The organism is Bacillus altaicus (assembly GCF_042136375.2).
Classification (GTDB): Bacteria; Bacillota; Bacilli; order Bacillales; family Bacillaceae_G; genus Bacillus_A; species Bacillus_A cereus_U.
In genome coordinates, this window is the sequence record NZ_CM143394.1 from 295001 (window position 1) to 314462 (window position 19462).

Consider the following 19462-nt stretch of genomic DNA (forward strand, 5'->3'; position numbering starts at 1 on the left):
GCATTGCTGCCGCTGAATCTCCATCAACAGAACCGAAATTACCATGTCCATCAACAAGCATGTAACGTTGACTAAAATCTTGCGCCATACGTACCATTGTTTCATAAACAGCTGAATCACCGTGCGGGTGATACTTACCAATTACTTCGCCGACAATACGCGCCGACTTCTTATATGCTTTATCAGCTGTAATTCCTAAATCATTCATCGCATATAAAACCCTACGATGAACCGGCTTTAATCCATCACGAACATCTGGTAATGCACGAGACACGATAACACTCATTGCGTAATCTAAAAATGAGGTACGCATTTCATGACTAATATTAATTTCTCGAATTCGTGCTTGTTGTTGATTGTCTGACATCAACGAGCACCTCCTCTTACATTTCCGTTACACATACATTGATTTATATGTAGAAGACAGGAATACTTAGATTCCTGTCATTACTCACTTAAATATCAAGGTTTTTCACGTATTTTGCATTTTCTTGGATAAAGTTACGACGCGGCTCTACTTTATCACCCATTAAAATTTCAAATGTTTCATCCGCTTCAATTGCATCTTTAAGGGAAACTTGAAGTAACGAACGTACTTCTGGGTCCATTGTCGTCTCCCACAACTGAGTTGGATTCATTTCCCCTAGACCTTTATAACGCTGAATCCCAGGCTTAGGTTGAGCTGGTAATTCAGCAAGTATTTTTTCAAGTTCTTTATTGTTATAAGCATATTGAATTTTTTTACCTTGTTGGACTTTAAACAACGGTGGCTGTGCGATATATATGTAACCACACTCAATAATTTGACGCATATAACGATAGAAGAACGTTAATAATAGGGTACGAATATGTGCACCATCAACATCGGCATCTGTCATAATAATAACTTTATGATAGCGAGCTTTTTCAATAGCAAAATCCCCACCAATATTTGTACCTATTGCTGTAATAATTGTACGAACTTCATCATTTGATAAAATCTTATCTAAACGTGCCTTTTCAACGTTAATAATTTTACCCTTCAGTGGTAAAATCGCTTGGAAATGACGATCGCGTCCTTGTTTTGCAGATCCGCCCGCAGAGTCACCCTCCACGATATAAATTTCGCTAATTGCTGGATCTTTAGAAGAACAATCAGCTAGCTTCCCTGGTAAACTTGAAACTTCTAAAGCACTCTTTCGGCGCGTTAGTTCACGAGCTTTTTTAGCCGCTACACGTGCACGTGCTGCCATAGTCCCTTTATCTATAATTTTACGTGCAACATTGGGGTTTTCTAGTAAGAACTTTTCAAACGCCTCTGAGAATACAGACTCTGTAATCGTTCTTGCTTCACTATTTCCAAGTTTCGTCTTTGTTTGTCCTTCAAATTGTGGATTTGGATGCTTAATTGACACGATTGCCGTTAAACCTTCACGAACATCTTCACCAGTTAAATTACTATCCGCATCTTTTAAAATATTATTTTTACGACCATAATCGTTAATTACACGTGTTAGAGCAGTCTTAAAACCTACCTCATGTGTACCGCCCTCATACGTATGAATATTATTTGTAAATGAATAAATATGATTTGTATAGCCTTCGTTATATTGAAGAGCAACCTCAACCTGAATCCCATCTTTTGAACCGTCAACATATACAGGTTCTTCATGAATCGGTTGTTTTGAACGATTTAAATGTTCAACATATGATTTAATTCCACCTTCATAATGGAATTCTTTCTTTTGCTTATGTTCACGCTTATCTTCAATTGTTAATTTAATATTACGATTTAAAAACGCCAACTCACGCATACGAGTAGCTAATGTATCAAATTCGTATTCTGTCGTCTCTGTAAAAATTTCTGCATCTGGCTTAAAGCGTGTGATCGTTCCTGTACGATCAGTTTCACCTATTACTTTTAAATCCGCAGCCGGGATCCCACGTTCATATTTTTGATAGTGTATTTTTCCATCTCGATGTACAAATACCTCTAATTCTATTGATAAAGCATTTACAACAGATGCACCTACTCCATGCAAACCACCGGAGACTTTATAACCGCCACCGCCAAACTTACCACCGGCATGGAGTACCGTCATAATAACTTCTACAGCGGGACGTCCCATTTTCTCTTGAATACCAACTGGGATACCACGACCATCATCTGTTACAACAATACTATTATCTTCTTCAATACTGATATTAATTTCATCACAATATCCCGCTAAAGCTTCGTCAATACTGTTATCAACTATTTCCCATACGAGGTGATGAAGACCTTTTCCACTTGTAGAACCGATATACATACCAGGACGCTTACGAACCGCTTCCAGTCCTTCTAACACCTGGATCTGACTTTCATCATATGCATTTTCCTGCATTTGCTTTTGTTCCATTGACACAAAGATCACCTACTTTTCCATTTAAACAGAAATTATTTCCTGTCTATTTCACAATCTACCGTGCCGTTCGTTACATGAATTGTTTTCGCTTCTTTCAATGTTTCGTGTTCAATTCCGTCGACACTCGTCGTCGTCACAAAGGTTTGTACTTTTCCTTGAATTGTATTTAGCAGATGCGATTGGCGATAATCATCTAATTCTGATAACACATCATCTAGTAAAAGGATTGGATATTCCTTAACCTCTGAGTATATCAATTCAATTTCAGCCAATTTTAGGGATAGTGCGGTTGTTCGTTGTTGTCCTTGTGAACCAAAGACTTGAACATTTTTACTATTAACGAAGAAGTGTAAATCATCACGATGAGGACCTAGTAAAGTTGTACCACGAAAAATTTCACGTTGTTTCACAGATTGAAAACTTTCATAGTATACTTCTTTTATTTTCGACAAATCCATTGATTCTGATACATCTACACTTGGTTTATAAACAATTTCTAACTCCTCTAATCCCCTGCTAATCCCGCGGTGAATTGGAGCAGCCCATTCTTGTAGTAAATGCAAAAACTCAAAACGTTTTCGCAAAATTTTTGCACCATGCTCAATAAGTTGAAGTGTAAATACATCCAACATCGTTTCCTCATTTTTACTATTCCCTTGCATCTTCTTAAGTAAATGATTTCGTTGCGTGAGTACCTTTTGATATTGACTTAATTCATACAAATAGACCGGAGCTATTTGTCCAAGTTCCATATCCAAAAAGCGTCTTCGTACTTGAGGGCTTCCTTTTACAAGATTTAAATCTTCTGGGGCAAACATAACAACATTCATTTCACCAATATACTGGCTCAATTTTTGTTGTTCTAACTGATTTAACTTTGCCTTTTTACCTTTTTTTGAAATATTTAATTCTAAGGATAATGAGCTATTTCGCCTTTGTAATCTACCTTTTATATTACCATAATCCTCATCCCAACGAATGAGTTCACGATCGTTCGAAGTTCTATGGGATTTCGCCATCGCCAATACATAAATAGCTTCCATCAGATTCGTTTTCCCTTGCGCATTTTCACCAATAATTACATTGACTTTATCCTCAAAGGAAAGCTCTAAATGCTCATAATTGCGATAGTTTTTTAATTGTATCTCTGTAATAAACAAAGGGATCCCCCTTTATGCCTGAACTTGGAAAGTTCCGCTTCCCGGAATTTCAACAATATCATTTGCATATAACTTTCGGCCTCTTCTATTTTCAAGTTCTTGATTCACGTATACTTCATATTCTTGTAAGAACCATTTCACAGCGCCACCTGTATCAATTACATCAGCTAACTTTAAAAATTGTCCTAGTGTAATGTATTCTGTTGAAATCTTAATAAGTTTCATAAAATCGCTCACTTTCTGAAAGTGTTCATTCTTTCATTGTACTAAATAAACTAGCATTAGGAAAGTAATACCCTACAAATCAAATAAGGGTCACTAGTACCTTTACACTAGCAACCCTTAATCCTCACTCAGTAAGTACGGACTGGTAAAATTAACTGGATAATAGAATTATCATTTACTGTGCGAATTAAAAACGGTCTCATCGCTCCAGTAAAACTAACTTTAATTTCTGTACTATCTAAAGCTTTTAATGCGTCCATCATATATTTTGCACTAAAAGATATTTTTAATTCTTCTCCATCTACATTTTCACATTGAACCTCTTCTACTACTTTTCCGATTTCTGGTGCATTCGAAGAAATCTCTAACATCTGTTGTTCTAATGTTGATAATTTAACAACGTTGTTACGACCATCTCTTGCTAATAGCGACGCACGATCAATCGCTTGTAAAAATTCTTTTGTATTCACAAAAATATCAGTTTTACTTTCAGCTGGAATCAAACGCGTTGTATCTGGATAATTTCCTTCTAATAATCTTGAGAAGAATAATAAATGTTTTGTACGGAATAATACTTGATACTCCGTAATAACGATATCTACCATTTCTTCAGACTCATCTAGAATTTTACTTAATTCATTTAAGCTTTTACCAGGAATAACGACATTCGCTTGAAATTCATCGGCAATATTATACCCTTCGATTTTTGCTTTACGAAGTGCTAGCCTGTGACTATCTGTTGCAATGCAAGTTAGCTCGCTGTTATATACCTTCCAGTTTACACCTGTCAAGATCGGTCTTGTTTCAGAACTTGAAACTGCAAATACTGTTTGACGAATCATGTGTTTTAGTAAATCTGTTGGAAGCTTAAATACATGATGTTCTTCGATTTGTGGTAATAACGGATATTCAGCAGCATCTAAACCATTCAAGTTGAACTCTGATTTTCCAGATTTTATTTTTGTCATAAAATGATTTTCCACAGAAATTTCGACAGTTTCTTTAGGTAATTTTTTTACGATCTCACTAAAATATTTTGCTTGTAAAATAATACTTCCTGATTGCTCAATTTCCACAATTTCTTTTCCAGCATCTTCGACTGGGATAAATGATTCGATAGAGATGTCTGCATCACTACCTGTTAAAGTAACTCCTTCTTCAGTTGCTACAACTTTAATCCCTGTAAGAATTGGAATTGTTGTACGAGAAGAAATTGCCTTCATTACATCTTGTACACTTCTTACAAGATAGTCTTTTTGTATTGTAAAACGCATAACGAAAAACCTCCGGTAAGTATAAGATTTTATTTATTTAATAAAGATAAAAAAGTAGTAGTAATAGTAATAGGGCCTGTGGATATGTGGATAACCCTATTTAAAGATGTAAAAACAGTCTATCTACATGTGGATAGACTGTGCGTAAAACAAGCTAAGTTATTCACACTATTCAGCTACTACTATTTTAAAATATCCTTAATTTCTTCAACGTGTTTTTGTAATTGAGTATCCGTTTTTAATAGCTTCGAAATTTTTTCGTGAGCATGGATTACTGTTGTATGATCGCGGCCACCAAATTCTTCACCTATTTTTGGCAAAGATGAGTCCGTAAGTTCACGTGATAAATACATCGCAATTTGGCGAGGGAATGCAACGGATTTTGTCCGTTTTTTTGCTTTGAAATCTTCTAACTTTACTTGATAGACGCCCCCAACAGCCTTTTGAATATCAGAAATAGAAATAATTCTAGGTATAGAGTTTGGAATAATATTTTTAAGCGCTTCAGCCGCTAAATCAGCATTCATATCTTTATTAATTAAAGATGAATAAGCTACAACTCGAATAAGTGCACCCTCTAGTTCACGAATATTTGAATCGATTTGATTTGCAATATAAAGCATAACTTCATTTGGTATATCAAGACCTTCTGCTTTTGCTTTTTTACGTAAAATTGCGATTCTAGTTTCTAAATCTGGTGGCGTAATGTCCGTAATTAACCCCCATTCAAAGCGAGAACGAAGGCGATCTTCTAAAGTTGGGATTTCTTTTGGTGGTCTATCGCTTGAAATCACAATTTGTTTACTTTCTTCATGTAATGCATTAAATGTATGGAAAAACTCTTCCTGTGTTTGTTCTTTTCCAGCAAGAAATTGAATATCATCTATCAATAAGACATCTACATTACGATATTTATTACGAAAATCGACAGCTTTATTATCACGAATTGAGTTAATAAATTCATTTGTAAATTTTTCAGAGGATAAATATACAACTTTTGCATTCGGGTTGTGTTCAATTACATAATGCCCAATTGCGTGCATTAAATGTGTTTTTCCAAGTCCAACGCCCCCGTAAATAAAGAGCGGATTATAGGCTTTAGCTGGTGCCTCAGCTACAGCTAAAGAAGCAGCATGTGCAAAACGATTACCAGAGCCAATAACAAATGTATCAAATGTATATTTTGGGTTTAACATACTCTGTGGTAAGTGATTAGACTCATCATGTGCGTGTTTTTGCCTAACAGAAGGGAGATCTATATCCTCTTCTGCCTGACTTTGGGGAATGATAAAACGAATAGCTAGTTTTGCCCCTGTTAAATCATAAAGTGTTTCGGAGATTAGTTCCGAATAATGAGATTCTAGCCAGTCACGAGCGAATTCATTTGGAGCTGTAATAGTTAATACATCTTTTTTCAAGTTATGAGCAGTTGTTGATTTTAACCAGGTTTCATAACTTGGCTTGCTTACCTTTTTTTCTAATTCTTTTAAGGCACTATTCCATAAATCAGAGATATTTTCCAAAGGTGTCCCTCCTTTACAAAGATGGTAAAAGAATAAGGTTGCGCAACAATTGTACAACCTGTAAATATTTTTAATGCATATTTATACGAAACGTATTTTAAAATATAAAAACGTCGTTAGTATCCGAGATAGAGTTTTCGACAAAAAAACAAGTGTGGACAACTATTTACCCACATGTGATTTAAAGTATCCACATGTTATGCACAATTTGTGGATAAAATAAAGGTGTGGAAAACTTATTCAAAGTGAAAACACAACTATAATATCAAAAAAAAGCAGCTATAGCAATGAATTTAGGAAAGTTATCCACAAAATCAATACCTTGTGGAATAAACTTGTCCACAACACGATATACTGTGTAAAAGTAAAAAAAGAGTTTGTGGATACAAAAAAGAGAAAATATATTTATCCACAAGGAAATATAGGAACTGTGAAAAAGTGTGTGAATAGGTTAAAAATGAATATTTGATGAAAATTTCAAGAACCATTGACATTTTCCTATTTGATTTACTATAATTTATTAGACTGTCTTTAACAGATATTCCTCAGGGAGGTGTCATATAATGAAAAGAACTTACCAACCAAATAAACGTAAGCGCAGCAAAGTACATGGTTTCCGCAGCCGTATGAGCACAGCAAACGGACGTAGAGTGCTAGCAGCTCGTCGTCGTAAAGGAAGAAAAGTATTATCTGCGTAGACCACTGAACGTTCAGTGGTCTTTTTTTCTAATAATAATGAGTTTCCGCTGATGAAATACAGGAGTGTCAAATGATATGAAGAAAAAAAATCGTATAAAAAAGAATGATGAATTCCAGGCTGTTTTCCAAAAAGGACAATCGAATGCCAATCGCCAGTTTGTTGTATACAAATTAGATAAAGAAAAACAGCCGCATTTTCGCATTGGTCTTTCTGTTAGTAAGAAAATAGGAAATGCAGTAGTTCGTAATCGAATTAAGCGTATGATTCGCCAATCGATTATAGAATTAAAAGATGAGATAGATTCTGGAAAAGATTTTGTTATAATAGCAAGGAAGCCTTGTGCAGAGATGACATATGAAGAGTTAAAGAAAAGCTTAATTCATGTCTTTAAACGCTCTGGTATGAAAAGAATAAAAAAGTAGCGTAAGGAAATGAATTACACTATATACATACCGAAACAAGGAGGATCAGGCTTTGAAAAAGAAACTAGGTTTATTAGCCATGGTTATTATGTTAATGGCAATCGCTACCGGCTGTAGTGAAACAAATCAGCCGATTACACCGAAAAGCACTGGGATTTGGAATGAATATTTCGTATACCCGCTTTCTCAGTTAATCACGTATTTTGCAAATTTATTTGGTAGTAATTATGGTTTAGCAATCGTTGTTACAACTCTTATCATTCGTTTTGCATTATTACCATTAATGATTAAACAAACGAAGAGTACGAAAGCAATGCAGGCGTTACAACCAGAAATGGTGAAATTAAAAGAAAAGTACAGCTCAAAAGATCAAGCAACACAACAAAAATTACAACAAGAAATGATGCAGTTGTATCAAAAAAATGGTGTAAATCCATTAGCAGGATGTTTACCAATATTTGTTCAGATGCCTATCCTATTCGCTTTTTATCATGCGATTATGAGAACGGCAGAAATTAGTAAACATACATTTTTATGGTTTGATTTAGGACAGGCAGATCCTTACTATATCCTTCCAATCGTTGCGGCTATTACGACTTTTATTCAGCAAAAGCTTGCAATGGCAGGAACAGCTGGGCAAAATCCGCAAATGGCAATGATGATTTGGCTTATGCCAATTATGATTTTAGTCTTTGCAATTAACTTCCCAGCAGCACTATCATTGTACTGGGTAGTTGGTAATATCTTTGGTATCGCTCAAATGTATATGATCAAAGGGCCTGAAATTAAGGCTAGTAAGGCAGGAGGATCAAGCAAGTGAGTATGATTACTGCTAAAGGACAAACAGTCGAGCTGGCAGTACAAGATGCTTTAAGACAATTAAATGTTTCGAAAGATCGAGTAGATATAAATATTATCGATGAGGGTAAGAGGGGATTCCTAGGTTTATTTGGGAATCGCCTCGCTGTAGTAGAAGTTGTATTGAAAAAAGATCCAATCCAAGAATGTGAAGAATATTTAAAAAATGTTGTTCAAAATATGGGTGTGGAAGTTGAGATTAGAAAAATTGTAAAAGGACGCGAAGTTGAATTTACAATTTATGGTGAAAACATTGGTGTTTTAATTGGTAAAAGAGGTAATACATTGAATTCCTTACAGTATTTAACAAAACTTGTTGCGAATCGTAATACAAAGCAATATATTGGTATTACACTGGATGCTGAAAACTATCGTAGTAAAAGAAAAAATACGTTAGAATCTCTTTCTTATCGATTGGCAAAACAAGTAGTTAGTACGAAAAAAAGAGTTGTTCTAGAACCAATGCCTTCTTTTGAACGAAAAATTATTCACCAAGCATTATCTAATCATCAAAATATCATTACAACTTCTGAAGGGAAAGAACCACATCGGTATGTTGTAATATCTTCCAAGTGACCGGTTACTCAATTGAGTGCCGGTTTTTTTGAGGAGAAAATAAATGTGGATAACTAAAAAACACTAAATTTATCCACTGTGAATAAGTTTAGTGTTTTTTACATAAGGACATAATAAAATGAGTTATTATTCTTTTGTAGATAGGTTCGTTATGGTATCCTAATAATTTAGTGACGGAAAAAATTCATGTTGAAATAGAGATAAATAAGCAAGTGAGGTGAAAGGACATGGAATTTGATACAATTGCCGCAATTTCCACAGCACTTGGGGAAGGTGCAATTGCCATTGTTCGAGTAAGTGGGGATGATGCGATTGAGAAAGTCGATCGTATTTTTAAAGGGAAGGATTTAACACAGGTTTCTTCTCATACAATTCATTATGGTCATATTGTCGATTTAGATACAAATCAAGTTATTGAAGAAGTTATGGTATCCATTATGCGTGCACCAAGAACTTTTACGCGTGAAAATATAGTAGAAATTAACTGTCATGGTGGACTTGTTTCGGTAAATAAAGTATTACAGCTTATTTTAGCACAAGGAGTACGACTGGCAGAGCCTGGTGAATTTACAAAACGTGCTTTTTTAAATGGACGTATTGATTTGTCACAAGCAGAAGCTGTTATGGACTTAATCCGTGCGAAAACAGATCGTGCTATGAATGTAGCGATTAACCAAATGGAAGGACGATTATCTAAATTAATCGGCCATCTGCGTCAAGAAATATTAGAAACATTAGCTCATATTGAGGTGAATATAGATTACCCAGAATATGATGATGTAGAAGAGATGACGCATAATATGTTAATTGAGAAAGCTACACATGTCCGTGCTGAAATTAAAAAGGTATTAGAAACATCGAAGCAAGGAAAGATTTTACGTGAAGGCATTTCTACCGCGATTATCGGTAGACCTAACGTTGGGAAATCATCGCTATTAAATAGTCTTGTTCAGGAGAAAAAGGCAATTGTAACTGATATTGCAGGAACAACTCGTGATGTTATTGAAGAGTACGTTAATGTGCGTGGTGTACCACTTAAACTTATAGATACAGCCGGAATTCGTGAAACGGAAGATGTTGTTGAACGAATTGGTGTAGAGCGTTCGAAGGAAATGATGAGCCAAGCAGACTTAGTGTTAATTGTAGTGAACTATAGCGAGGCTTTAACAAATGAAGATGAGGATCTATTCCGTGCCGTACAAGGAAAAGATTTCATTGTCATTGTAAATAAGACAGATTTACCGCAAGAAATTGATATGGAACGTGTTACAGATTTAGCGGTAGGCAATCGTGTTATTACAACATCGTTAATTGAGGAGCAAGGAATAGATGAGCTTGAAAAGGCAATAGCTGATTTATTCTTTGAAGGAACAATTGATTCTGCGGATATGACATACGTGTCTAATGCAAGACATATCGGATTATTAACACAAGCAGGAAAAACAATTAATGATGCAATTGAAGCGATAGAAAATGGTGTTCCGATTGATATGGTTCAAATTGATTTAACAAGAACGTGGGAAATACTTGGTGAAATTACTGGTGATACTGTCCATGAAAGCTTAATTGACCAATTGTTCTCTCAATTTTGTTTAGGAAAATAAAGTGAAACTTTAATCAGAGATGATTTAGTAAGATAGAGGTTATTAGGAGGAATAAACAATGGGATACAATGCCGGTTCATATGATGTCATAGTAATCGGTGCAGGTCATGCAGGATGTGAAGCTGGTCTTGCGGCAGCACGAATGGGCTCAAAAACATTAATGTTAACAATTAACTTAGATATGGTAGCGTTCATGCCATGTAACCCTTCTGTTGGTGGACCAGCAAAAGGGATTGTTGTTCGTGAAATTGATGCATTAGGCGGAGAAATGGGACGCAATATTGATAAAACACATATTCAAATGCGTATGTTAAATACGGGTAAAGGACCAGCAGTACGCGCGCTTCGTGCACAAGCTGATAAATTCTCTTACCAGCATGAGTTAAAGAAAACAATTGAAGAAACACCAAACTTAACGTTGTTTCAAGGTCTGGTAGAGCGTTTAATTGTTGAAGATGGTGTATGTAAAGGGGTAATTACACAAGCTGGTGCCGAATACACAGCGAAAACAGTTGTAATTACAACGGGAACATTTTTACGTGGTGAGATTATTATGGGAGATTTAAAATATTCAAGTGGTCCAAATAATCAGCAACCATCTATTACGTTATCTGAACACTTAGAGGAACTTGGTTTTGATCTTGTTAGATTTAAAACAGGTACACCTCCGCGTGTAAACAGTAATACGATTGATTATAGTAAAACAGAAATTCAACCAGGTGATGATAAGCCACGTGCTTTCTCTTTTGAAACGACAAAATTCATTATGGATCAAATTCCATGTTGGTTAACGTATACAAGTACAGAAACACATCGTTTAATAGATGAAAACTTACATCGCTCAGCTATGTATTCTGGTATGATTAAAGGAACAGGGCCTAGATATTGCCCTTCAATTGAAGACAAGGTAGTAAGATTTAATGATAAACCACGTCATCAAATTTTCTTAGAGCCAGAAGGACGTAATACGCAAGAAGTATATGTACAAGGCTTATCGACGAGTTTACCAGAAGATGTACAGCGTGCAATGCTTAGAACAATTCCTGGCCTGGAAAATGTTGAAATGATGCGTACGGGTTATGCAATTGAATATGATGCAATTGTACCAACTCAACTATGGCCAACACTTGAAACGAAAAAAATTAAAAATTTATATACAGCAGGACAAATTAATGGAACTTCTGGTTACGAAGAAGCGGCAGGACAAGGGCTTATGGCTGGGATTAATGCAGCGTGTCGTTCTTTAGGTAAAAAAGAAGTTATTTTAGGACGCGCTGATGCATATATTGGTGTCTTAATTGATGATCTTGTAACAAAAGGCACAAATGAACCATACCGTTTATTAACGTCTCGTGCAGAATATCGTTTATTACTACGCCATGATAATGCAGATCTTCGTCTAACTGAGGTTGGGCGTGAAATTGGTTTAATTAAAGAAGATCGTTATGAGAGATTTACAAATAAAAAACTACAAATTGAACAGGAAAAGGAACGGTTAGAGAGTATTTTTATTAAACCGCGTCCTGAAGTTCAAGAATTAATTCGTAGTATTGGTGGAAGCGAATTGAAAGATGGAATACGTGCAAGTGACTTATTACGTCGTCCAGAGATGACATATGAGCATATTCATCTTTTAGTACCAAGTGAATTAGAATTAAATGATGAAATTACAGAACAAGTTGAAATTCAGATTAAGTATGAAGGATATATCGAGAAATCTTTACAGCAAGTAGAACGTATGAAGAAAATGGAAAACAAAAAAATCCCTGTGGATATTGATTATGATGCGATTTCTAGCCTTGCCACAGAAGCGAGACAGAAATTGAAAGATGTTCGTCCACTTTCGATGGGGCAAGCTTCACGTATTTCTGGCGTAAATCCAGCTGATGTTTCTATTTTGCTTATTTACATTGAACAAGGAAAAATTGCACGAGTATCGAAACAATAACATAGTAAGGAGATATTGCTAGATGAACATAGAACAATTTCAATCTATGCTAGAAGAGAAGGGGATTTCCCTCTCTTCTAGACAGTTAGAGCAGTTCGAAATCTACTTTGAAACGTTAGTAGAGTGGAATGAAAAAATGAACTTAACGGCTATTACGGAGAAAGAGGAAGTATACTTAAAACACTTTTTTGATTCTGTTACAGCGGCTTTTTATTATGATTTTTCGAAACCATTTTCTATTTGTGATGTTGGAGCAGGAGCTGGATTCCCAAGTATCCCTTTAAAAATCTGTTTCCCGCACTTAAAAGTAACAATTGTAGATTCATTACAAAAACGTATTAATTTCTTAAATCACTTAGCGCAAAAGTTAGAATTAAGTGATGTTGCATTTTGTCATGATCGTGCTGAAACATTTGGAAAAAAAGAAGGTGTACGTGAAGCATACGATATTGTAATGGCACGTGCAGTTGCACGTCTTTCTGTATTAAGTGAGCTATGTTTACCACTTGTAAAAGTAGGGGGAACATTCATTGCAATGAAAGGTGCAGCGGCGAACGAAGAAATCGAAAATGGCAAATATGCTTTAGAGGTACTTGGCGGAGAATTGAAAGAAATGTCTACGTTCCAATTACCGTTTGAAGAAAGTGAGCGTAATATTTTATTAATCGAGAAAAAGCGTAAGACACCAAAGAAATATCCACGCAAACCGGGAACGCCCAATAAATTACCTATTGAAAAATAAATCTTATTAGACGTAAGATTAAATTATATAAATGAAAACGTAAATGTTTCATAGGAAACATTTTATGTAGAACAGTCAATAGGCCTAAAAGGTGGTGGAATATGTATGAAAAATACGTTTTCTCGTTTATTTGGCTTTGGAGATAAAGAGAGCGAATTCGAATTACAAGACGAAAGCCATGAAGAAATAGCTAAAAAGGTATATGAAGAAATACAGGAAATTCCGATAGTAAACATTACCCCTAACCGTTATCAACCACGAACAGTTTTTGACGATGCACGTATTGAGGAGCTAGCATTAACGATTCGTACACATGGGCTTATCCAGCCGATTGTTGTGAGACAGTATGAGGATGATAAGTACGAGATTATTGCCGGGGAAAGGCGTTTCCGCGCAGCAACAAAGTTAGGGTGGGAAAAAGTTCCTGCAATAATAAAGAATTTAAATGATACTGAGGCAGCTTCTGTAGCGTTAATTGAAAATTTGCAGCGTGAGGAATTAACAGCAATTGAGGAAGCTGTGGCATATCAAAAGCTGATTGAGTTACATAATTTAACACAAGAAGCATTGGCACAACGACTTGGAAAAGGACAATCGACAGTCGCAAATAAATTGCGATTATTAAAATTGCCTGAAGAAATCAAAAGTGCATTATTAGAAAAAAGTATTACAGAACGGCATGCTCGCGCCCTTATTCCTTTGAAAAATGAGGAATTACAACTGAAGGTTTTACAAGAGATTGTGGAGAAGCAATTGAATGTAAAGCAAACAGAAGAACGAATTGCAAAGTTACTAGAAGAAGTAAAACCAAAGCGCAAAGCGAAGCAAAAAGCAGTAAGTCGAGATGCAAGAATTGCTATGAACACAATTAGACAATCATTACAAATGGTTGCTAACAGTGGTTTGAATGTTAATTCTGCGGAAGAAGAGTTTGATGAATACTACCAAATTACGATTAAAATTCCGAAGAAAAAATAATTACGTGCTAGAGACCTTATCCTATTGGAGAGGTCTCTTTTACTATATTTTCTTGTTAAAGCAAGAAGGAGTTTATAAATAAATTTTGAAGTTTAATAAGGACGTAAAAGAAAAACTTTTATTTCATGTTACAATAAACGTAATTGTTTCTAGAATAAGAAAGGTTGAAAGTAGGTGACATCGTGGGAAAAATCATTGCTATCGCTAATCAAAAAGGCGGTGTTGGAAAAACAACAACATCCGTTAATTTAGGGGCTGGATTGGCACAAGTAGGAAAAAAAGTCCTTCTCGTAGATATTGATGCTCAAGGAAATGCAACGACTGGTGTAGGAATTGAAAAGTCTGAATTAGATCAATGTATTTATAATGTTCTTGTGGAAGATGCAGATGTTCAAGGCGTTATACGGAAAACCGCAACTGAAAACTTAGATGTTCTACCCGCTACAATTCAATTGGCTGGTGCTGAAATTGAATTGGTACCAACCATTTCCCGGGAAGTACGCTTGCAAAGAGCATTACAGCCAATTCGTGATGAATATGAGTATATTATTATTGACTGTCCCCCATCCTTAGGATTATTAACGATTAATGCATTAACAGCAGCAGATTCTGTTATTATTCCTGTACAGTGTGAATATTACGCGCTGGAAGGGTTAAGTCAGCTATTAAATACAGTTCGACTTGTGCAAAAGCATTTAAATAAAAATTTAGCAATTCAAGGTGTATTGTTAACGATGTTGGATGCTCGTACAAATTTAGGAATTCAAGTTATAGATGAAGTGAAAAAATACTTTAGGGATAAAGTATATCGTTCGATTATTCCTCGTAATGTTCGCTTAAGTGAGGCACCAAGTCATGGAAAACCAATTATGCAGTATGACGCTAAATCAAGAGGAGCAGAAGTATATTTAGATTTAGCAGAGGAAGTGATTGCAGGTGGCTAAGGGATTAGGAAGAGGAATCAATGTTTTTTTTCCGGATTTAGATGTGAAAGAAGAAGAAACGATTCAGGAGATTATAGTAACTGAATTAAGGCCGAATCCATATCAACCACGTAAACATTTCAATAAAGAAGCGATTCAAGAATTAGCGGCTTCTATTAAAGAACACGGTATATTGCAACCGTTAATTGCTCGAAAGAGTATTAAAGGATATGAAATAGTTGCAGGTGAAAGAAGATATCGTGCTGCTAAAGAGGCCGGACTTGAGAAAGTGCCTGCTGTCGTAAGGCAATTAAATGAGCAGCAAATGATGGAATTTGCTTTGCTTGAAAACTTACAACGAGAAGATTTAAATCCTATGGAAGAGGCAATGGCATATCAGATGTTAATGAACGAGCTAAATGTAACACAAGAACAATTAGCAAAACGTCTTGGTAAAAGCAGGCCTTATATCGCAAATTATACTCGATTGTTAAGCCTCCCTTCATTTGTTCAAGATATGATTGCAAACGGTCAGCTTTCAATGGCTCATGGAAGAACTTTACTTACAATAAAAGATGAAGAACAGTTGAAATCTTTATTGAAGCGAATTGAAAAAGAAGGACTGAATGTTCGCCAATTGGAACAAATTGTCCAGGAAATTAATCAACGTGTTTCACGTGAAACACAACAAGTGAAAAAAGAAAGAAATATATTTTTTGTAGAGCGTGAAACATTTTTAAGAGAAAAGTTTGGTACGGATGTAAAGATCAAAGAAACGAAAAAAGAAAAAGGTAAAATCGAAATCGAATTTTTTAATAAAGAAGACTTAAATCGAATTTTAGAATTATTATCAAAGGGAAATTAAAAAGCAAACCATCTTATTGTTTATAGATGGTTTGCTTTTTTTAATGCAGATAATTTTTGGTCTGTTTCTTTTATACTTTGTGCAATTACATCAGCCATCTTCATGACTAAACTTAGTCTTGTATTTTGAAGTACGAAAAACTCCATGAAACCATTTAAATTTACGATGCCATGAATATGCAAATCACCAATTTCAGGTAATTTCTTATTCATCGCAGCTCCAGGTTTACTGGGGCCCTTTCCGGTAGTTATAGAACCGATACTTTGAGATTTTCCTAAACATGCATCAACAGCAATAATAAATGAAGTAGGGTTTTCTTTCTGTATATTCTGAATTTTCTCTTCTAAGTTTAGTGCATGTATTGGTTCGTCTAGTGTGCCGAACACTTGAAGGTTTTTGATTTCAATTTGTTCTAGTTTAGTACCAACTAATGGACCAAGTGCATCACCGGTGGAACGGTCTGTTCCGATACAAACGAGAATGAGTGGCATATTAGTCTTAATGGGAATATGGGAAAGTAAGAAATTGCTGATTGTCTCAGAGGCTTCTAAGTCATGATGCATAACATTTTGAGTTTCTTTTTCAAAAAAAGGTAAGCGAAAACTTCTAATATTCATGAAGCACCCATCCTTTTAATAAATTTTCACAATATGTTATATGGTGTCTGAAATGGAAAATTATAAGTGCATACTTTTTGCAAACTGTGAATGAAAACAGAAATAATAGTACTAGTATATATATATTCGTCTGATTTTATACCTGAATGGAAGTTAACAAATGGAATTAAAGTCATAAATTTTTTTCAGAAATCAGAGAGAGTTCTGATACAATAATAAGGATAACTGAAAAGAAATTTTAGCTGGAGAGGTAGAGGGACATGGATTTAGCGTTGAAATGGTTTGAGTCCATTGATTGGACGAATATAGGTGTGAAATCACTAAAAATAATCGTTATTTTAATACTTGGTGCAATCGTTGTGCGAGTTGTGAGGGCAATTGTACGAAATGCGTTTCGTATGGGAAGCCGTTCGCCGATTCAAATTTCAGAACGTCGTACAGTTACGGTAGCGAAGTTGCTTGAAAATATTGTGGCATACGTTGTTATGTTCATTATGTTAATTGCAATTTTAGGTGTGTTTGATATTAATGCGTCAGGTCTATTAGCCGGTGCTGGGGTAATTGGTTTAGCAGTCGGTTTTGGTGCACAAAGTTTAGTTAAAGATGTTATTACAGGATTATTTATTTTGTTAGAGGATCAATTTTCAGTAGGTGATTATGTAAGAATAGGTCAATTTGAAGGAACTGTTTTGGAAATTGGACTACGTACAACGAAGATGAAAAGCTGGACAGGTGAAATTCATATAATACCAAATGGTAGTATTGTACAAGTAACGAACTTTTCCGTTAGTAATAGTGTAGCATTTGTTGATGTATCTATTTCTTATGAAAGTGATATAGTACGAGCGGAGCAAGTGATTGAAGATTTATTAGTGGAATTACCAGAAAAATATGAGAAAATGGTAACAACACCTCAATTGCTAGGTGTTCAAACACTGGCAGCGTCTGAAGTTGTATTACGTGTTATTGCTGAAGTTGAGCCGATGCAGCATGCAGTTATTGCGAGGGCTCTTCGCAAAGAGATTAAAAATCGTCTTGATTTACATGGGATTGAAATTCCATACCCACGTATGGTTTTATATAGTCGCGAAGAATTAGTTAGTGAAAAAGCAATTTAATAGTGGGAGGGATTTAGAGAATGGAGCAAAAGCAATATAACTTGTACGATGTTGTGGAAATGAAGAAAGCCCATCCATGTGGTGAAAATCGCTGGAAAATTATTCGTATGGGAATGGATATCCGCGTTAAGTGCGAGGGGTGTGACCATTCGGTAATGATTCCTCGAAGAGAGTTTGATCGCAAGGTAAAAAAAATACTTGTGAAGCATGAAGAATAGTGAAACAGCAACAGCTGCAGTAGACAGCCGTTGCTTTTTTTCATTTGGTGGAAACTTGTCATTTTTTTCGTTACTATCTATAATGATGAAAGATTGAGACATAGGAGTGAAAAATATGGGATTAACGGCTGGGATTGTTGGATTACCTAACGTAGGGAAGTCCACTTTATTTAATGCAATTACACAAGCAGGAGCAGAATCTGCGAACTATCCATTCTGTACAATCGATCCAAACGTAGGGGTTGTAGAGGTACCAGATGAGCGTTTAAATAAATTAACGGAATTAGTAGAACCGAAAAAAACTGTTCCGACTGTATTTGAATTTACTGATATTGCAGGTATCGTAAAAGGTGCGAGTAAAGGTGAAGGGTTAGGAAATAAATTCTTATCTCACATTCGTCAAGTAGATGCAATTTGCCAAGTTGTTCGTTGTTTTGAAGATGAAAATATTACGCACGTTTCAGGAAAAGTAGATCCAATTGATGACATTGAAGTAATTAACTTAGAACTAATCTTAGCGGATTTAGAATCTGTTGATAAACGTATCGAACGAGTTGCGAAGTTAGCAAGACAAAAAGATAAAGAAGCTGTATATGAGCATGAAATTTTAGTTCGTTTAAAAGAAGCTTTTGAAGAGGGAAAACCAGCTCGTACTGTTGAATTTACAGAAGAGCAAATGAAGATTGTTAAAGGCCTCCATTTACTTACAACGAAAGAAATGCTATACGTAGCAAACGTAAGTGAAGATGATATTATGGATCCTTCTGACAATAAATATGTACAAATGGTAAAAGAATTTGCAACAAATGAAAATTCACAAGTAATTGTTGTATGTGCAAAAATCGAATCAGAAATTGCTGAGTTAGATGAGGAAGAGAAGAAAGTATTTCTTGAAGAACTAGGTATTGAAGAATCTGGTTTAGATCAATTAATTCGTGCTGCATATGACTTATTAGGACTTGCTACTTACTTCACAGCTGGTGTGCAAGAAGTACGTGCATGGACGTTTAAACAAGGTATGAAAGCACCACAATGTGCTGGTGTTATTCATACGGACTTTGAACGTGGATTTATTCGTGCGGAAACAGTTTCTTATACTGATTTAATGACAAATGGCTCTATGACAGCTGCAAAAGAAGCTGGTAAAGTACGTTTAGAAGGAAAAGAGTATATCGTAAAAGACGGAGATGTTATGCACTTCCGCTTTAACGTTTAATTTAATATTTCCTAGGAAAAATAAAGATATAGACTTGGCAAATATATTATATGTTTGCCAAGTTTTTTACGTATTGGTGAGTTGATTCATATAACTTACTATGATATAATC

General features: G+C 35.3%; 20 protein-coding genes (1 of these 20 only partly in view). 13 read left to right on the forward strand and 7 right to left on the reverse strand.

The features are described from left to right. From gyrA to dnaA, 6 genes are all read right to left on the reverse strand, one after another. Window positions 1-367 carry the beginning of a DNA gyrase subunit A gene (gene gyrA, locus ACE38F_RS01615; RefSeq protein ID WP_375371045.1) on the reverse strand. The gene continues 2108 nt to the left of window position 1, outside the view, so the window shows 367 of its 2475 coding nt (coding positions 1-367); it begins with the start codon at window positions 365-367; its stop codon lies off the left edge, out of view. A gap of 88 nt (window positions 368-455) precedes the next feature. Further along, window positions 456-2378, reverse strand: coding sequence for a DNA topoisomerase (ATP-hydrolyzing) subunit B (gyrB, locus tag ACE38F_RS01620; protein WP_375371046.1), 1923 nt, complete (start codon window positions 2376-2378; stop codon window positions 456-458). A gap of 38 nt (window positions 2379-2416) precedes the next feature. Then, a complete protein-coding gene (gene recF, locus ACE38F_RS01625; RefSeq protein ID WP_016106803.1) occupies window positions 2417-3544 on the reverse strand; it encodes a DNA replication/repair protein RecF in 1128 nt (375 codons plus the stop codon). Between the two features lie 12 nt (window positions 3545-3556). Further along, the gene (yaaA, locus tag ACE38F_RS01630) at window positions 3557-3769 is read right to left on the reverse strand and encodes a S4 domain-containing protein YaaA (protein WP_002016484.1); all 213 of its coding nucleotides are present in this window, start codon (window positions 3767-3769) and stop codon (window positions 3557-3559) included. Between the two features lie 128 nt (window positions 3770-3897). Next, the gene (dnaN, locus tag ACE38F_RS01635) at window positions 3898-5043 is read right to left on the reverse strand and encodes a DNA polymerase III subunit beta (protein WP_215554923.1); all 1146 of its coding nucleotides are present in this window, start codon (window positions 5041-5043) and stop codon (window positions 3898-3900) included. Window positions 5044-5225: 182 nt separating this feature from the next. Then, complete coding sequence (dnaA, locus tag ACE38F_RS01640; protein ID WP_215554922.1) at window positions 5226-6566, reverse strand: chromosomal replication initiator protein DnaA; 1341 nt, start codon at window positions 6564-6566, stop codon at window positions 5226-5228. 563 nt (window positions 6567-7129) lie between these two features. On the opposite strand from dnaA, the gene rpmH reads away from it, so the two are divergent. The 10 genes from rpmH to spo0J all read left to right on the forward strand — a co-directional run bounded on the left by rpmH (window position 7130) and on the right by spo0J (window position 16182). Further along, entirely contained in the window at window positions 7130-7264 is a 135-nt protein-coding gene (gene rpmH / locus ACE38F_RS01645; protein ID WP_002068706.1) for a 50S ribosomal protein L34, read from the forward strand. Between the two features lie 76 nt (window positions 7265-7340). Beyond that, window positions 7341-7688 (forward strand): ribonuclease P protein component, encoded by a 348-nt coding sequence (gene rnpA, locus ACE38F_RS01650; protein ID WP_002089963.1) that lies wholly within the window; start codon window positions 7341-7343, stop codon window positions 7686-7688. 52 nt (window positions 7689-7740) lie between these two features. Next, a complete protein-coding gene (gene spoIIIJ, locus ACE38F_RS01655; protein ID WP_215554921.1) occupies window positions 7741-8508 on the forward strand; it encodes a YidC family membrane integrase SpoIIIJ in 768 nt (255 codons plus the stop codon). Then, window positions 8505-9122, forward strand: a complete 618-nt coding sequence (gene jag, locus ACE38F_RS01660; RefSeq protein ID WP_215554920.1) for an RNA-binding cell elongation regulator Jag/EloR — start codon at window positions 8505-8507, stop codon at window positions 9120-9122. The genes spoIIIJ and jag overlap by 4 nt, the downstream gene beginning before the upstream one ends. A gap of 227 nt (window positions 9123-9349) precedes the next feature. After that, window positions 9350-10726 carry a tRNA uridine-5-carboxymethylaminomethyl(34) synthesis GTPase MnmE gene (mnmE, locus tag ACE38F_RS01665; protein ID WP_215554919.1) on the forward strand — a complete coding sequence of 459 codons (1377 nt, stop codon included), beginning with the start codon at window positions 9350-9352 and terminating at the stop codon, window positions 10724-10726. A 58-nt stretch (window positions 10727-10784) separates the two neighbouring features. After that, window positions 10785-12674, forward strand: a complete 1890-nt coding sequence (gene mnmG / locus ACE38F_RS01670) for a tRNA uridine-5-carboxymethylaminomethyl(34) synthesis enzyme MnmG (protein ID WP_375371047.1) — start codon at window positions 10785-10787, stop codon at window positions 12672-12674. A gap of 22 nt (window positions 12675-12696) precedes the next feature. Further along, the gene (gene rsmG / locus ACE38F_RS01675) at window positions 12697-13416 is read left to right on the forward strand and encodes a 16S rRNA (guanine(527)-N(7))-methyltransferase RsmG (RefSeq protein WP_002089956.1); all 720 of its coding nucleotides are present in this window, start codon (window positions 12697-12699) and stop codon (window positions 13414-13416) included. A 105-nt stretch (window positions 13417-13521) separates the two neighbouring features. Next, window positions 13522-14394, forward strand: coding sequence for a nucleoid occlusion protein (noc, locus tag ACE38F_RS01680; RefSeq protein WP_375371048.1), 873 nt, complete (start codon window positions 13522-13524; stop codon window positions 14392-14394). 182 nt (window positions 14395-14576) lie between these two features. After that, on the forward strand, window positions 14577-15338 hold the full coding sequence (soj, locus tag ACE38F_RS01685; protein ID WP_002113231.1) for a sporulation initiation inhibitor protein Soj: 762 nt from the start codon (window positions 14577-14579) through the stop codon (window positions 15336-15338). Then, a complete protein-coding gene (spo0J, locus tag ACE38F_RS01690) occupies window positions 15331-16182 on the forward strand; it encodes a stage 0 sporulation protein Spo0J (protein ID WP_171902578.1) in 852 nt (283 codons plus the stop codon). The genes soj and spo0J overlap by 8 nt, the downstream gene beginning before the upstream one ends. Window positions 16183-16202: 20 nt before the next feature. On the opposite strand, the gene yyaC is transcribed toward spo0J, so the two are convergent. Next, complete coding sequence (gene yyaC, locus ACE38F_RS01695; protein ID WP_002089953.1) at window positions 16203-16799, reverse strand: spore protease YyaC; 597 nt, start codon at window positions 16797-16799, stop codon at window positions 16203-16205. Between the two features lie 260 nt (window positions 16800-17059). Between yyaC and ACE38F_RS01700 the strand changes: the two genes are divergently transcribed. The 3 genes from ACE38F_RS01700 to ychF all read left to right on the forward strand — a co-directional run bounded on the left by ACE38F_RS01700 (window position 17060) and on the right by ychF (window position 19351). Beyond that, window positions 17060-17917, forward strand: coding sequence for a mechanosensitive ion channel family protein (locus tag ACE38F_RS01700; protein ID WP_002144563.1), 858 nt, complete (start codon window positions 17060-17062; stop codon window positions 17915-17917). Between the two features lie 20 nt (window positions 17918-17937). Beyond that, complete coding sequence (locus tag ACE38F_RS01705; protein ID WP_000436054.1) at window positions 17938-18135, forward strand: DUF951 domain-containing protein; 198 nt, start codon at window positions 17938-17940, stop codon at window positions 18133-18135. Window positions 18136-18250: 115 nt separating this feature from the next. Continuing rightward, the gene (gene ychF, locus ACE38F_RS01710) at window positions 18251-19351 is read left to right on the forward strand and encodes a redox-regulated ATPase YchF (RefSeq protein WP_215554916.1); all 1101 of its coding nucleotides are present in this window, start codon (window positions 18251-18253) and stop codon (window positions 19349-19351) included. Window positions 19352-19462: the final 111 nt, after the last annotated feature.